The 15,713-nt window shown below is 34.2% G+C and carries 19 protein-coding genes; 6 read left to right on the top strand and 13 right to left on the bottom strand.

The features are described 5' to 3' along the window. Nucleotides 1–14 precede the first annotated feature (14 nt). The 5 genes from H5S41_RS10450 to H5S41_RS11990 form a co-directional block, all read right to left on the bottom strand. Nucleotides 15–773, bottom strand: coding sequence for a DUF2705 family protein (locus tag H5S41_RS10450; RefSeq protein ID WP_182603267.1), 759 nt, complete (start codon nt 771–773; stop codon nt 15–17). Further along, nucleotides 770–1,651 carry an ABC transporter ATP-binding protein gene (locus H5S41_RS10455; RefSeq protein WP_182603268.1) on the bottom strand — a complete coding sequence of 294 codons (882 nt, stop codon included), beginning with the start codon at nt 1,649–1,651 and terminating at the stop codon, nt 770–772. Before H5S41_RS10455 ends, H5S41_RS10450 begins: the two co-directional genes overlap by 4 nt. Nucleotides 1,652–1,890: 239 nt before the next feature. Next, nucleotides 1,891–2,286 (bottom strand): iron-sulfur cluster biosynthesis family protein, encoded by a 396-nt coding sequence (locus H5S41_RS10460; protein ID WP_182597610.1) that lies wholly within the window; start codon nt 2,284–2,286, stop codon nt 1,891–1,893. A 126-nt stretch (nt 2,287–2,412) separates the two neighbouring features. Further along, nucleotides 2,413–2,748 (bottom strand): hypothetical protein, encoded by a 336-nt coding sequence (locus H5S41_RS10465; RefSeq protein ID WP_231833095.1) that lies wholly within the window; start codon nt 2,746–2,748, stop codon nt 2,413–2,415. Continuing rightward, nucleotides 2,714–2,902, bottom strand: coding sequence for a hypothetical protein (locus tag H5S41_RS11990; RefSeq protein WP_231833096.1), 189 nt, complete (start codon nt 2,900–2,902; stop codon nt 2,714–2,716). Before H5S41_RS11990 ends, H5S41_RS10465 begins: the two co-directional genes overlap by 35 nt. Before the next feature lie 190 nt (nt 2,903–3,092). Between H5S41_RS11990 and H5S41_RS10470 the strand changes: the two genes are divergently transcribed. After that, complete coding sequence (locus H5S41_RS10470) at nt 3,093–3,527, top strand: LytTR family DNA-binding domain-containing protein (RefSeq protein WP_182603269.1); 435 nt, start codon at nt 3,093–3,095, stop codon at nt 3,525–3,527. Beyond that, nucleotides 3,524–3,970: a DUF3021 domain-containing protein gene (locus H5S41_RS10475; protein WP_182603270.1), complete on the top strand. Its 447-nt coding sequence runs from the start codon at nt 3,524–3,526 to the stop codon at nt 3,968–3,970. The genes H5S41_RS10470 and H5S41_RS10475 overlap by 4 nt, the downstream gene beginning before the upstream one ends. A gap of 67 nt (nt 3,971–4,037) precedes the next feature. Here the strand turns inward: H5S41_RS10475 and H5S41_RS10480 are convergent, their stop codons facing one another. From H5S41_RS10480 to H5S41_RS10490, 3 genes are all read right to left on the bottom strand, one after another. Then, nucleotides 4,038–4,808 carry a CPBP family intramembrane glutamic endopeptidase gene (locus tag H5S41_RS10480; RefSeq protein ID WP_182603271.1) on the bottom strand — a complete coding sequence of 257 codons (771 nt, stop codon included), beginning with the start codon at nt 4,806–4,808 and terminating at the stop codon, nt 4,038–4,040. A gap of 118 nt (nt 4,809–4,926) precedes the next feature. Next, nucleotides 4,927–5,454 (bottom strand): DUF7010 family protein, encoded by a 528-nt coding sequence (locus H5S41_RS10485; protein ID WP_182603272.1) that lies wholly within the window; start codon nt 5,452–5,454, stop codon nt 4,927–4,929. Nucleotides 5,455–5,642: 188 nt separating this feature from the next. Further along, a complete protein-coding gene (locus tag H5S41_RS10490) occupies nt 5,643–6,161 on the bottom strand; it encodes a PadR family transcriptional regulator (RefSeq protein WP_182603273.1) in 519 nt (172 codons plus the stop codon). A 123-nt stretch (nt 6,162–6,284) separates the two neighbouring features. Between H5S41_RS10490 and H5S41_RS10495 the strand changes: the two genes are divergently transcribed. After that, nucleotides 6,285–7,874 carry an MFS transporter gene (locus H5S41_RS10495; protein WP_182603274.1) on the top strand — a complete coding sequence of 530 codons (1,590 nt, stop codon included), beginning with the start codon at nt 6,285–6,287 and terminating at the stop codon, nt 7,872–7,874. Between the two features lie 80 nt (nt 7,875–7,954). Beyond that, complete coding sequence (locus H5S41_RS10500) at nt 7,955–8,545, top strand: MBL fold metallo-hydrolase (RefSeq protein ID WP_182603275.1); 591 nt, start codon at nt 7,955–7,957, stop codon at nt 8,543–8,545. A 66-nt stretch (nt 8,546–8,611) separates the two neighbouring features. Here H5S41_RS10500 and H5S41_RS10505 read toward each other — a convergent pair whose 3' ends face one another. The 4 genes from H5S41_RS10505 to H5S41_RS10515 form a co-directional block, all read right to left on the bottom strand. After that, nucleotides 8,612–9,235 carry an SAP domain-containing protein gene (locus H5S41_RS10505; protein WP_182603276.1) on the bottom strand — a complete coding sequence of 208 codons (624 nt, stop codon included), beginning with the start codon at nt 9,233–9,235 and terminating at the stop codon, nt 8,612–8,614. A gap of 160 nt (nt 9,236–9,395) precedes the next feature. Beyond that, nucleotides 9,396–11,618, bottom strand: a complete 2,223-nt coding sequence (locus tag H5S41_RS11995) for a DUF3427 domain-containing protein (RefSeq protein WP_231833059.1) — start codon at nt 11,616–11,618, stop codon at nt 9,396–9,398. Continuing rightward, entirely contained in the window at nt 11,570–12,343 is a 774-nt protein-coding gene (locus H5S41_RS12005) for a phospholipase D-like domain-containing protein (RefSeq protein ID WP_231833058.1), read from the bottom strand. Before H5S41_RS12005 ends, H5S41_RS11995 begins: the two co-directional genes overlap by 49 nt. Next, complete coding sequence (locus tag H5S41_RS10515) at nt 12,343–12,759, bottom strand: (deoxy)nucleoside triphosphate pyrophosphohydrolase (RefSeq protein ID WP_231833057.1); 417 nt, start codon at nt 12,757–12,759, stop codon at nt 12,343–12,345. The genes H5S41_RS12005 and H5S41_RS10515 overlap by 1 nt, the downstream gene beginning before the upstream one ends. A gap of 768 nt (nt 12,760–13,527) precedes the next feature. Here H5S41_RS10515 and H5S41_RS10520 point away from each other — a divergent pair. Further along, on the top strand, nt 13,528–13,947 hold the full coding sequence (locus tag H5S41_RS10520; RefSeq protein ID WP_182603278.1) for a YjdF family protein: 420 nt from the start codon (nt 13,528–13,530) through the stop codon (nt 13,945–13,947). A gap of 430 nt (nt 13,948–14,377) precedes the next feature. Here H5S41_RS10520 and H5S41_RS10525 read toward each other — a convergent pair whose 3' ends face one another. Then, nucleotides 14,378–14,632 carry an AbrB/MazE/SpoVT family DNA-binding domain-containing protein gene (locus H5S41_RS10525; RefSeq protein WP_182603279.1) on the bottom strand — a complete coding sequence of 85 codons (255 nt, stop codon included), beginning with the start codon at nt 14,630–14,632 and terminating at the stop codon, nt 14,378–14,380. Between the two features lie 93 nt (nt 14,633–14,725). Between H5S41_RS10525 and H5S41_RS10530 the strand changes: the two genes are divergently transcribed. Continuing rightward, a complete protein-coding gene (locus H5S41_RS10530) occupies nt 14,726–15,694 on the top strand; it encodes an IS30 family transposase (protein ID WP_085720378.1) in 969 nt (322 codons plus the stop codon). Nucleotides 15,695–15,713 lie beyond the last annotated feature (19 nt).

Here is a 15,713-nt window from a genome sequence, read left to right on the forward strand (position 1 = left end):
GTCTCCCTCCTTTCCTATAAACTAATCTTTCTGAAGACTAGGATCCCAATTAAAAGGAAAACGACTACATAAATTAAGTTGCCAATAATCAGTTCATTATTCGTTAATGCAGAACTTTGGATTACGCGCGAATTCGATAATTGGGTAATAATATTTATCATGTTAAGCGGGTTCCAAGCAATTATTGATTTAATGCCAGGAAATGTCTGCATTATAAGTGCTGAAATATTAGCACCGAGAAAGCCAATAAATAAACCAATTACAATCACAACTGCACTCGATTTAAATAATGAAATTAAGAGCATTGACAAGGTAATTATAAATAGCAAGTAGATTCCAACACCTAATAAGTTAAGCAATAGGGAATTGAACAGGGTATGCTGGTGATAGATCGATTGCCAGGTAAAATGACTGTTAACCAATACGGCTTTAATGATTAAAGTAAAAATAAATCCGGCAATTAAAAGGACAATGCTATATACGATTAGGACAATCAATTTTGCGACAAAAACTCCCCAACGATTGGGACTCTTGTATAGCAACGTGGTCATCGTATTATTCTTTAATTCCATTGCAATAAAGTTAGCACTTAACGTAATCATGATAATAATCACCCACTGACCAGTGCCAAAGCCTTGAGAAATGAGATTTTTAGTAATATAAGCAGTCGGCGTTGCTGAATATAGCATTAAACCGCAAAGGACAATTACCGCTACCCAAGAAGAACGTTGGTGGATCATCTTATAGAATTCGTGGGAAAGATTAGTTTTCATTGTGTATCCCTCCGATTCTTTTTTAGAACACTAACAACTACTTGTTCAAAGTTTTGGTGAACCGGAGTTAGTTCGCGTAACATGATATGATGCTGGTAAAGTAAATTTTGTACTTGATCAATGTCAGCAATATTAATAATTAAATAGTTATCATTCTGATGAACATCAAGCCCGCTATTAGTCAAAATTGTTTTTGCAGCGGAATTGTCCGTAGCTTTTAACTTAACTTTACTTACGGGAGTATTCTTAAATTGATCAATTGGAGTATCCATAATAATTTCATGATGGTTAAGGATAATTACCGAGGTCATCACTTTTTGAAGTTCGCTCAAAACATGGCTTGAAATAAGGAAAGCTGTGCCCACGGTCGCATAACGATGGATAATTTTGCGGATTAAAATAGTTGCCTCAATATCTAGCCCATTCATTGGCTCATCAAGGATAACTAATTGGGGATGATTTAAAAGTGCTAATGCAATTCCTAACTTTTGTTTCATTCCAATCGAATAATCGCCTGCTCGCCGATCAATATAATGATCCATTTCAAGCATTGAAACTATTTTCGCTAGCTCAGCCTGGTCATTGGCATAGAGTGATAAATTCTCACGGCCTGTCAAAAAAGGATATAAGGCTGGGTTTTCAATTAAAGCACCAACATGTTGGAGCGCTGTATGTTTAGTCGGCGTAATCTCTTGTCCATTAAAAATAATTGTTCCGGTAAACTTAGTTAATCCTAGAATTGTTTTCATTATTGTAGACTTACCAGCTCCATTAGGTCCAATTAAACCAATGATTTCTCCAGGTTGGATTTTAAATGATGCATCATTAATGACTTTATGGCGCCCGTAATAGATATTAAGGTTTTTAACCTGTAACATTCTCATCACCCCTAATTTTGTAACCGTTTTACAACCTAATTATAAAATGGGGGGGTAAAAGTACAATGATGGTTTAACGATAAAAGCCACTAGCCTGGAATTTCACCATAACTAGCGACTTATGAAATTAATATTTCCTGGGAAATATTTGATGTAATAATTTAGTTTTGCTGTCTAATTTGATTAATCGCCTCTTTTAACTCCTCGCTAAAATCGCCTAAATCTTTTATTAATATAGTTTAGCAATCATGTGTCTTCGTATATTCTACCTTTATCGGTTTACTAATATTAAGCACCTCTACATTCCCTGTTAAGATCTTAGTCGGGCTAACTAATGGTAGTGCAATATGCTTAGGATCAAAGCGAAGTTCCATTTGATCTTCAAATTGAGCACTAGCATACCACTCGCTTTTAATATAAATGTCGCCAATATTAGAACTGACCTTTTCATCAAAATCAGTTAATTCGATGTCTTTATTAACAAAGATTAGTTTATAATTTGCATCAAGATTACAATTTCCAACTGCAGAAAATGGTCCAACACCATCATCAAAATCAAGGACAATTCGTTTATCCGGACTAATATATTTTGCAACCCGTTTCTTAGCTTCATCTGTAACAAATAACGTCTTCATAGAACTCCACCTCTAAAAGCTAGTTTTAGTCCTAAGTTTACTCATAAATAGAAAAATGAAAAGTAATCTGCTTAAATTCATTTATTACAGTAGCCTAGATATTGCTAACTATTATCTGTGAATAATCTAGCTCGTTTTCTCATAGCTAACATAAAGCTGGTGACTACGGGGAAATTCGCGCTTAAAAGCCTTTGTAAGTTTGTGTTTAGCTGAGCTTTCAGCGAAATATATATTGGCATCATTAACGTATCCTTGTTCAATCACGGTTACTTCACCATTATTTACAATAACCGTTAATGAACGGTCTTTCTTATTTGTCAGTAAACGAACTTTCTGATGATTTCTTGCTTTCAAAAGCTGCTTTAAGATAGACTTAGCCTGATTAATCGGTACTTGCCGCATTTCAACTGCCTTCTTTGAATCATTACTACTTGGTTTCTGCTTTAAGTTTGGTAAATTCAACTAACTGATTTTTCATTGAAATTTTTTCTACCTTGAATCCATAATTTAGTAACTCTTTCTTATACCTTAAGAAAGAATGATCTAATGGTACACCAGCGATCACGCCAATTTGTTCAAATGTCAGCTCAAAAGATCCGTTCTCATTGTTTGCGATATACTACCATAACTGATTATACTTACTCATTATTAACTACTTCCCATCATCCTTAGAACACTTACCAATTTTGCTATTTGTTTCCTAAATCATACCTCTTATTCGTATTTTTCCACCATTTAATACTATTTGCAGTTAGCATCGTTATCTTTTGTTAAAATTGATACATCAATTGAGGAGGTATAACACTTTGAAAATCAACTGCCATGTCGATAGTTCAATCAAGGATGAACATGCTGAAATCTGGGTGCGGAAAATGACTCCTAAACTCGCTGATCTTTTAGAATATTTAAATAACAATGAGCAGGTACTATGGTGTAACTATGATAATGAATTAGTTCCCGTCTACTATCGTGATATTTTCGCCATTCAAACAGCTGATCACGGCTTAGAAGTGGCAACCGCTAATAAACGCTATCAGTATCGGAAACCAATTTCGGTATTAAAAGCGCAATTAACTAATGATTTTGTTGAAGCCTCTAGGAGTGCAATCTTTAATTTTAAGCATATCGATCACTTAGAATTAATGGATAATGGCGCAATTGATGTAATTTTAAAAAATCACCAGCGAATTTCAATTAGTCGACGCAAAATCAAAAATTTGAAAGCGAGGTTAGGTTTATGAAAAAATGTTTTCTTTATGCCGTCAGCGGGGTAAGTGTCGGCGAGTTATTCGGCTTAATCTTTTCATTATTCTTTAGTTACCTCTACAACCTTAAAGATTACGTACCATCTGCACCAACTTTTACCGATCATTTTAGTCGACCGTTAAATGCAGTGTTAGTTTCTGTAATTCTCTGGGGGATGATGGGGCTTGTATTCAGCTTGGGCGCATTAATTTTTAATATTGAGGATTGGTCAATTTTAAAACGAACAATCGTTAACTTTATCATCTATTATTGTGGATTTACTCCCCTGGCAATTCTAGCCGGCTGGTTCCCATTAAACCTAATTAACTGGTTAGTTTTTACTGGCATTTTTGTAATGATTTACCTTATTATGTGGTTTATTAATTTTTACGCGGTAAAGCAGGATTTGAAAAAAATTAATAGGAAGCTTAGGCAATAAGTTTTTAAAATGAACAGCTCGCGTCAGTCTGGCACGAGCTGTTCATTTTACTATCTGCCAAAGCATATTATCGTGTTAATCCTCGTTTATTCTTTAAAAAGCGCCAATAAACCAATCCAGCAACGATCCCCATGCCAAGCAAAGTTCCGGTTAGACTTCGCCACATCATACTTGATGAAGTGGAAACCGCCGCCCAAATTCCAATAATGTAGATCAATAAATTATTCACAACATGCGCGGTAACACTAGCCCACAAGCTTTTCGCTGCCACAGCAATTAGCGTGAAGAACATTCCCATTGCGGTATAGGCGACTACGAGGAAGACTGCATTATACCATGCTGCTTTACCGAGTGACGATAGATGAATTAAGCCGAAAACAAATGCTGTTAGCCAAATCGTTACGGAACGACTAAAAATACTATCCAGTGCGCCAAAGATATACCCACGAAAAACGTATTCTTCAACTAATGGCGCGCTGATCACTGTCATAGCGAATTGTAACCACCAGTTATTCATTGTTGTTACTGATGAATGGAAGCCAGTCTGCGCAATCCAAGAAAATAGGTAAATTAAGACATCCGCCAAGATTGCATATAAAATTGGCCACCATTGAAAACGCCACTTAGCCACTAATGGCAGAGGTTGATGAAATAGAAAATGGTTTAGTAGCCATCCACCACCGATGACAATAATTGGATAAGTAACTGTCATTAAAATAACTGCCGTTTTTTCTGAAAAATTTAAGTGGTCAGCTACTGCTAGTGGTGCAATTTGACCAACAACCATTAGTATTAGAATTAAGATAATCATAATTAGCGCTTTGACATATTTACGCATGTGGTTTCGCCTCGATTGGATAGTCTCTAAGGTTATTTTACACCTTAACGAGGTCTTATACTGCAATGGCTTTATTTGACCGGATTAAGTTTATATTGCCAATCATATTCCATAAATTTCAATTTTTATTTTCAATAATTAATGCTCCACAAAAAATGGTTTCTATAATTGTCATTCCAACAGCTAAAATAGTTGGACTAAATAATAAGCCAATGAATAGCGCCAAAAACGGAATAACTATCGAGAACAGTAAGTACACTTTAGATTTATATAACCAGCTAAAGGGCATTAGGTGCGCACCAAAAATTATTGCAATAACCATTGGCATTTTATCTGGAATAGTCGGATAAATCCACATGGCAATCAGCAAATATAATAACTGATTCACTGCAAACAAGATGCCCAAATTTGACAAAGGATTTTCATTATCACTAAAGCTAACTTTCAATATTTTTGAGATTCCCCATGCCAGCGGTAATAAGATCCCTGTACAAATAAAAACAAATAGGTTCTTAGTCAAGATCGGCATAGCAGATGAATAAATAAATGCAATTGCAAGCCAAATTATTACAGAAGCAGTGATAAAATGCAGTCCTCTTTTTTGCTTAACAGCTAAATCAAGCCTTTTTTGTTCGAGTTGGGTCATCGCCTGTCCCTCCTTTAATTTTGGTTGTTTAATTATACAATAAAGGTAACTAATATTTGTAGCTTGATTACACTAAATTAAAAAGCACCATCTTTCAACGCGAAGTTTACGTTTAAAGATGGTGGAGTGATTAAATTTAATTAGAATATCCAGCACTCAACTATTTTAACTGAGTGCTTTTTTATTCTCTAATCTTCTAGGACTTTCAACTGGACCTTCAAATAGCTAACAACCGCTTTATATTGCGCTAATCCATAACCTACTGTTATTTTCTGTAAATTACTTATTCCCTGAAATTGCCATTTTTTTAAACTATTCTCCAACCTTTGAATTTGCTTTTCTTTAGTCTCAATTTCTTTATTAATTAATTTAACAACTTGTTTCTTACTTAAATTATCACCAAAAAATAGCTTCATCAAAAAATCCGACTTAAATACTTCACTTATATCTTCAGAATTCAAGTATTCATTCAATTCTTCTTTTCCTTCATCAGTAATAGAAAAGACATTTTTATTAGGCTTGTCATCTTGGATAATAGTTTCTTTCTTTACCTTTCCTTCTTTTTCCAACTTTTTGAGTGTTGGATAAATCATCCCATAGGTTCCATCATAAAAATATGAAATTTGATTTTGCAAAATTTCGTTAATTTCATAACCAGTTCTAGGCTTGTTTTGAAGAATTCCAAGAATAACGTCTCTACCCTTCATATTATTTGAACTCCTTTTTTACTCATAATAGCATGTATAGCAACTATTTTCATCATTTATATCATTGACATCTATATTTATGTAATTTATATTAACAATATTAATATAAAAGGAGTAAGCTTTATGAAAGCTAAAAATATTCTTACTATCTGTGCAATGTCTATCGGTATCTTCCTTTGCATGCTTGACACAACCGTAATGAACGTTGCATTACCAGCAATTCAATCTAGCCTGAATGCCCAGTTAAATCGGTTATCCTGGGCATTAAACATTTATACAATTCTCTTTGCTTCACTAACAATCCCGCTTGGTAAAATTGCAGAGCATTTTGGAATTAACAGAACTTATATTATAGGTTTAGTAGTATTCATTTGTAGTTCTACTATTTCAGCTTCTGCTCATAATCTAAATATGCTAATTGGCGGACGAGCATTGCAAAGTATCGGTGCAGCCCTTGTCTTTCCATTATCCATGACAATTGGTGGTTGTTTAACTCAATTCCTTTCTTGGCGTTGGATCTTCATCATTAATATTCCTCTAAGTATTATTTCTGTAATCATTTGTCTATTTAATCTTGAATTACATGAAGTTAAGCAAAAGGCCTCAATCGACTTTATTGGTTCACTACTAAGTATGATTACCCTTTTCACACTAACTCTGGGACTTGTTCAAGGGAGAACGTGGGGATGGCATAGTCTAATAATTGACACATTATTCATTGCTTCAGGCATCTCTTTAATCTTATTTATTATTTGTGAACAAAAGTCAGTCCATCCAATGGTGCCATTAGAACTTTTTAAAAATCGGGAATTCACGGGTTCGGCAATTACCATTGTTCTTAGCAATCTCTTTTTAGTTGCTGTAACTGTTGTTCTCCCCACCTACTTCGTGAAAATTCAAGGAAAAACAGAATTAACGGCAGCGTTACTAATTACTCCAATCACCGGAATGATTTTTATTTTCTCACCTTTAGCTGCCATTATTATTGATAGGCTCGGTGCCCGAATGGTGATTGCAACTGGTTTTATATTAATGACAACTAGTTTTATTCTCTTTGCAACAATTAATATGCAAAATTCAATGCTAGTTATTATCACCTGCCTTATCTTAGGAACTGGATACGGGATTATCGCCGGTCCAATCACAGTACTAGCTGCTTCGGATTTTAAAGGTTCACTACTAAATGCATCTCAAAGCGTTGCTGGCGTTCTTCGCCAAATCGGCATTTCATTAGCAATTGCTATCTATGTCACTGGGCTATACGGTAATTTAGTCACCGCTAAAAATAACTCAACCCGCTACATTAAAGAAGAAGTTGCAACGTTAAATATTCCAAAGTCTAAGAAAAATGTCGTAATTCAAAAAGCTATTAATTCACTATCTGGTAACTCTACTAGTACTCCTAAAATTCACTTTAGCCAAGCGGAAAGGGAAAGCATTATTCAAGAAAATTATAATAAAGTAATAAAGAAACAATCCGGGGTAGTTTCTGAAACAGCAAAGCAGCAAATCTATATCCAAGTTGAATCAAAGGTAGATTTGAAGCTTAAAACAATAAATCAAAATATTAATGCCAAAATTACAAAAATAAAAAGCTTTGCCATTAATGAATATGACAAAGCATTTACTAAGCTATATAGTTATTCAATTGTTTTCGTTCTGCTTTCAACATTTACTTGTTTACTTTTTCCACGAAAAAAAGCTAAAGCATGATTGAGTCGTGTTACTATACCCTTAAAGTTCGATTATATTTTAATATAAATTAACACTAATTATAAAAATTGGAGCTCCTCATGACTAAAATTATTCAATTAAAATACGGTAATACAAAATGCTATCTCCTAAAAGGAACAAAGAAAAATCTGTTAATTGATACAGACTGGGCGGGTACTCTTCCTAAATTTTTCCAAGAGCTAGGAAGGAAAAAGTTAAAGGTCCAAGATATTGATTATCTATTAATTACCCACTACCACCCCGACCATATGGGATTAGCAACTGATTTGATGAACCTTGGAATCTCCTTAGTGGTGCTTGATTGTCAAATAGCCTATATTCATCAAAGTGATTATATCTTTCAAAAAGAAAATAACCCTAATTTTCATCCAATTAATGATAAACATATCCACAAGTTAAATTTAATTGATAGTCGTCAGTTTCTCAGTGAATGTGGAATCTCAGGCACAATTTTAAGTTCACCTGGTCATAGTGCAGATTCTATATCTCTTATTCTAGATAGTGGAGAGGCGTTTGTTGGTGATTTATATCCACAAGAACAGGTACCCTTATATAATAATAAAATTCTAAGCCATAGTTGGAAAAAACTTATCTCTCATGGCGCAACTTTCATTTATTTTGCCCATTATGCAAATGAGAAGGTTATCTGAAAGATTTTAATAGATGTATGGATCGATTAGTAGGAAAAATACATTCAAGAAAAGCCTAATACATTATCATTCCTTATATATTTCAATTTCTTTATTATACTTCTCTAACATATTATGGCAACAAACCTTTTTCCCCCGTGAAATGCGTACTTTTTTCCATAAAAGCGAAGCAACTTTTAATCGCTGACTAAACTGCTTAGTAGCTGGATCCTTAAAAAAGTCGCGAACAAAGTTATTCCATTGATAAGTATTTTCTTCTGCAGGTGATGCAATTTTATTTTTGTCCCAATTCTGCATCTGTTGAATTAAGTCGCCAACAGTCGCTTGTTCATCACGTTCTACCTCCGCTTTTCTTTTAATAACGGCCATTTTCTTACTGAAGGAAAATTTCTCGACACCAAAATAATCAGCAAACCACTGGTGAGCAACTTTGTTAAAGCAGAAGCCAGAGTTGATTAACTTTGTGTTCAAATTAATCTCATTATACGTTAATGAACGATGTGTTTTATTATTACTTCGACACGGTTTAATTTCGTTCGCAGGCATTCCCTTTAAATACTTTTCAACGTACGAATTGAGTTCTGCTTTTGTTCCAGATGTGGGTAAATTCCATTGTCTGCATAACTTTATTAATTCTGTTTTATAGTAATAGGTTTGTGTAAATTCAGAAAGAGTATGAGGAATTTTCATGATAAACAACCTTTTTTGAAATAAATTGTAAATTCTTTACTCAGTAACCACTCACCACTGATAAAAATATAAGACAATCATAATCTAAGTTTAGTGGAACTAAAACCACTCAATTATTTTCTGACTCTCCGATTTTAGTCAGCTCGCTTAAGTTAGGTAGCTAATCAGTTAGAAAATGATAAAGATGATATTTAACTCTTTGGTCCAGACGGAGATTCATTGAAACTATTGACTTTCCATCACGTAATTCTTGTTGAGCAGAAGATTCAAGATATTGACAAGTACCTAAGTAATAAAAATTTTTATTATTATCAGCATCTGACTTCTTCATAAACAATAGTAATTGATATTTGCCATCAAAGAATTTTTGAACTTCCTTACTAGTTAATTTTCGGTTATTTTTAGAATAAAAATGAAGAATCCGATCACTAAGAAAACGATCCTCATATTGAATAGATTTGCTAATATTTTCTGATTTCTTATATGTGACAAAGATCATTCCATACTTATTATTGAAATAATATCCACCAATGTTTTGAGCGGTAACATTAGTGCTATTACTGCTTAACCTCATTACATCTTTACGTGTATATTTCTTATCAATTGTAAAAAGTTTATCTGGCTGGTATTTTTTTGATCTATATAATCCAGTTTTGATACTGTCTATCCATAAAGTACGAAAATCGTCATTCTTCTGAATTGAATTCCAAATATTTAGATTCAATTGGTATTGTTTATGTTGACCATCCCATGTCACTATCGGTTGCTCACCATAATCTTTACGTGACGGAGAAGCATTTTGACTATAAAATGTCAAATTTAGCACTCTTCGTACTGAATCTATTACTTCAGGATTAGATAAACAATGGTTTTCATTTAACACTTTGGCAAATTCCTGTGACTTAATTTCTGGATGTTGGGTTAATAATTCTAACAATAACAATTCGTGACGCCGTTTACCATTGAGCAATTCTGCATTGAGAAAAGTTAACACTTTATTTTCATAATTAGAAATATTAACATTCTCACCCATCTTGTTCAAAAAGTTGGCGTAGTTGTTCTCCTTATTAGCCAAAATTACTGGATCGATTGAGTTAAACCTTATAAAATCTTGTAATAATGGAATACGACCAACTCTCTTTTTTATCTCTTTGTAAACAGTTCGCAAATTGTGCATACTGTCAAATTTAGCTTGGCGAATCGAAGCAAAAATTCTTTCTTTGGCAACTCGTTCAAAATAAATAGTCGAAATACCAATTGTTGGTTCCATATTGGTGGTTTCCCGTGCACTATCTTTAGAATAAGAAGAATCATCAGTAAGAGAGACCGGAACAATGTAATTATTTTTGTAATTGCCAATAAAATCAAGAATTTCTACATATTCTTTTCCTTCAAATTTTCGCAACCCTCGTCCTAATTGCTGAATGTAGACAATATTAGAACTTGTATTTCGCAAAAAGACAACTTGATTAATACATGGGATGTCAATTCCTTCATTAAAAATATCTACAGTAACAATGTACTTAATTATTCCATTTTCAAGGTCATCGACTACCTGGCTTCTCTTTAATTCACTGTCTGCTCCAGAAAGGGCCTTTGAAGGATACCCCTGCCTCGTAAGTTCTTTAGCAAGAGAAGTCGCTTCAGAAACTCCTGAACAAAATATTAGTCCATGTAGAGTATCCCCAGAATATCCATAATAATTGGTTTGCTCTAAAATGTATTGAACACGTTCTTTACTTGAAAGATATTTAACTACCTGCCGAGCATTTTTTTGACTTATAGTCTCATTATTGTATTGATCAATTTCTTGATTAATTTGACTGTCCTGAAATTCATAATCACTGATTCCCACGTAATGAAAAGGACAAAGCATGTCCTCTTCTAAAGCCTTTGGAAGACGAATTTCGTATGCAACATTATAATCGAATAATTTGAAGACATTAAAATCATCATTACGATCTGGTGTTGCCGTCATTCCAAGGTAGAATTTTGGATGAAAATAATTCATTATTCTTTGGTAGGTTTCAGCACCAGCATGGTGAACCTCATCAATTAAAATGTAATCAAATTCATCTTGATCAAATAATGATAAATGCTCAATCTTACTAAGAGTTTGGACTGTTGCAAAAACATATTTGACATCTTTATCCCGCGAGTTACCTGTGTAAAGTCCATAATTTTCCTTCTGACCGCCAATTACCTTATAAAAACTATCCCTAGACTTTTTTAATATTTGTTCACGATGAGCTAAAAAAAGCATTTTCTTAGGTTTTGCAGCTTTAACATCAAATGCTCCTAAATAAGTCTTCCCTGTTCCTGTTGCGGAAATAATTAAGCCACGCTGTTTGCCTTCCTTGCGTAATAACCGTAGCTGTTTGATTGCATCTTTTGCATTTGATTTGGTTTTATAATGCTTTCATCTTCATGATGATTTGTTTGGGGTTCTAAAATGAACTTGTTTTTATTTTTCTTGTATAGATTTTCATATTTTGCAATCCACTGACGAGTTAATCTCATTGCCTTATTCCATTCAGATTCAACATTTGAACTGACTTGGTCAACAATATCACCACCATCTAAAGAATTAATTTGCAAACTCCACTCATAGTTACGCATCAATGCGTTTGTTGTTAAATTTGCGCTACCAATAATAATCGTTTGATAACCTTGATGTTGAAAAATATAACCTTTCTGGTGAAATCCATCTACATCAGCAATTTTTACTTCCACGTTTGGTAGTTTTAATAATTCTTGAAATACAACCGGACGATTAAAATACAAGTAGGTTGAAGTTAAAATTCTTCCTCGAACACCTTTTTGGGAAAGATCCTTAAAAATAGGTTTCAGATTAGAGATCATTGGATCAGTAATAAATGCAACAGCAAAAGTATAACTATCACACGTTAGTAATTCGTGTTTTATTTGTTCCCAAATCAAACTACCTTCTTGGTTATTGAGAAGACGCGGACCAAGTTGATCATTATTGATAACAGTTTTCTGGTTCATGTACCCATTCAATAATGATCCATACAGCTCATTTACTACTGTATTGTCGTGATTATTAATATTCTTATTTAAGAGCTGATTATAGTCAAAATTAGCCATTAAATCTTTACCTCTTTCAAATCTATCTTATTAATATATTTTGCAATTGGTAGATCAGCATCTGCCCAGTTAAGATTCAACAAATCATTTTGATCACACCACTTTAATTTGCTATGTGCTACTAAATCAAAATGATGTGTAACCAACTTTGCAAAATAAACAGTTAGATGAACTTCACCAAACTTATAACAATAAACCGAAGTAGGACAAACCTGTTCTCCAACTTGGATACTATCATTAAACTCCTCAAATAGTTCACGTTGAAGAGCTTCTTCAGGAGTTTCTCCCAGATTAATTTTTCCACCTGGAAATTCCCATAGTGTTCCCAGAATCCGATTACCATTTCGCTTACTAGCTAAAATTTGCCTATTTTCATTTAGAATTGCGGCGCCAACAACTTTAATCTGCTTAGCCAAAATAATTTCCTCACATTCCATTAAATTATATTCTACGTCAACTAACCTCACTCTTTTAATCTATTCAAGTCTCTAACAATAAATAAAAGTATACCAATTTCCAGGCATAAAAATAAATTTATTATAGTTTCTACACAAAGTTTTAACGAAAATAATTATACTAACTTTAATACCAAGTAACTAGCGACAAGTTTATGTTTAATTCGATTCATAACTTATTTGCTGCCCAATTCAAATAAGTTCAATACTACATATTTTATTTGGGTATTGTTTTAATTCTCAGGTAAGCAAATAAAACAAAGATAATTCCAATAACATTTATAATAATACAAATATTAAGAGCAAGCGCCAACCATCCATACCTAGCATTCATAATCTTTGTTGTAGATAATATCTATTACCATTTTGAAGACTATTTTCATATTTACCATGCTTAATATCATTATGATGCTTCTGAATTTTCTTCATTCCCACCATCTCCCTAAGTTTGCTAATATTACCTAAGATAATATCAGGAATATTTTTTTGGGGGGAGTAAATATCCGTTCACTATTCATAAATATTTTGTGAAGCTCATTCCATAGGAACAATAAAGCAATCGATATAGAGCTAATTTATAGTGGTACATTTTCAATAAAATTATGATACTATCTTCTAAGAAAGTAAAAACACAGTTCGGTTGGTAGTCCGGACATCGGCACAAGCTGATCAGTATCCTTCCCCTCCGGGATGTCCCGCTTTCTTAACCTAATTTAAGGAGGGGACATGATGGTTATTCAATCTTGTCTAACAATTGTTTTTGATGGTAGTTTCTATAAGGCTATTTTGGAATGTTACGATGATAACAGCTATTCAGTTGCATCAGTTACCCTTGGTAGTTCAGAACCCAAAACATCATTAATTCTAAAACTGATAAATCAGGATTATCAACGGTTCCATTTTCATTATGAACTAGACAGAACACGAATAGTTACAAAACATATCAATCCCAAACGTGCTCAACGATTAGCCAATAAGGCAATAAAAGCTCACGGTATTAGCACCAAAGCACAGAGCACTTTGCAAAAACAATTTGAAGAAAAGAAAAAGTTACGAAAAGCGCAGCACTCAACTGAAAAACGATTAGCACAAGAGCTTCGTTATCAAAAACGAGTAGCTAAGCATCGTAAAAAGCATCGTGGTTATTAAACATATTGCATGGTCGTTCCAGTGACGATCATGCTTTTCTTTTTGACTGAACATAGTTAAGTGTGTAGCTCTCTTTAATAATAATAAAATTAGACTAAAACTGATTTTGTTTAGCACTCTCGTCCCTAAGTGTTGAGCTAAAATTCAACCTTTTTCACTATTTTCAACATCTTAGTTCACTTAACTTTCCAAAGCGCATCTTTGCATACTCAACCTGCAAAAAGAACATAGAATACTCAAGCCCCTAGATGAAAAATCAAAAAGTGTACTAATCTCCATCGTCAACAAAGGAATTAGTACACTTTCCAATTATTAAAATACCGTTACACCGACGTTTGTTATCTATTTAGCTGCAAAAGTTCAAGAACAACTAGAATTCAACTTTCTTCATCAAATGAAACATCAGCAATATAAATATCAATCGGTTGCATTAGCCATTAACCATCCAATCATGAAAATTAGTTGATTTTTCATGATCATAATGACCATTCTTGTCAATGTCTACCCTTTCTTCTGGTAGTTGGTCAACCAAATTTGACCAGTCTAATGCTGTCGGTATTTTCTCATCATTCTTTACCTCAAAAGAAACTTTCGGACCTTTCTCTATTCCCAATGCTTTTCGAATAGCTGCCGGAATAACTAGCTGGCCCTTCTGAGAAACTTTCTCAGTTAAAGCGTCATCCATATTCGCCGTTTGTAAAATTAAGTTAGAAAAATAAAAAAGCCATTTGTGATAGACTTTTGAATAACCACAAACAAAAGTAAAGGAACATCACAAATGACTTATAAACATCTTACCACACGTGAACTAACCCTCATAGCTAATTTTTGGCACCAAGGTACGAAGGCTTATCAAGCTGCTAAACTGCTTAAACGAAGCCAAGAAACTATTTACCGAGTCTATCGATTTCTTGATAGCGGTAAGACCATTGCACAGTATCTTAAGGCTTACCAACGGAATAAGCAGCGTTGTGGTCGTAAGCAGGCTCAGCTAGCCAAGGATGAGATCAGCTACATCAATGAGCAGGTTAAAGCGGGCTGGACACCTGATACGATCATTGGTCGAGCAGAACGGACAATTAGCTGTAGTATGCGGACACTTTATCGGATGTTTGCTCGTGGACAGTACAATTTTGCCGTCCAGCAATTACCGATGAAAGGCAAGCGACACCCCAATGGCTATGTCGAACGACGTGGTAAGGCGGGGCATCTCGGTCGGAGTATTTACCAGCGATACCATGATTTTCCTCACTACCAACACGAGTTTGGTCACTTTGAAGCTGATACTGTTCAAGGAAAAGCTCATCGTGGTGCGGTCATGACCTTGGTGGAACGTCAATCTAAGGTGATGATTGTGCTTAACGTTCATCGTAAAACTGATGAAGCAGTTAACTATCACTTGGATAAATGGCTTTCTAAAATACCTCGTCATTTCGTTAAGTCGATTACCTTTGATAATGGTAAGGAATTCGCGGGCTGGCGTGAGATTGCCAATAAACATGATCTTCATACTTATTTTGCGGAGGTTGGAGCGCCCAATCAACGCGGCCTGAATGAAAACAATAATGGTATCTTACGTCGTGACGGTCTCAGTAAACGATTAGACTTCCGTAATTTACCAGATGAACTAATCACCCAGCTGATGCACAAACGAAATACTATTCCACGGAAGTCACTTCACTACCGCACACCACTTGAAGTATTCCTAAGTCACGTCACAGATGAACAGCTTTCAACATTTTTCTAATTTAAATTGACATTTCGGG

The organism is Limosilactobacillus albertensis, assembly GCF_014145555.1.
Classification (GTDB): Bacteria; Bacillota; Bacilli; order Lactobacillales; family Lactobacillaceae; genus Limosilactobacillus; species Limosilactobacillus albertensis.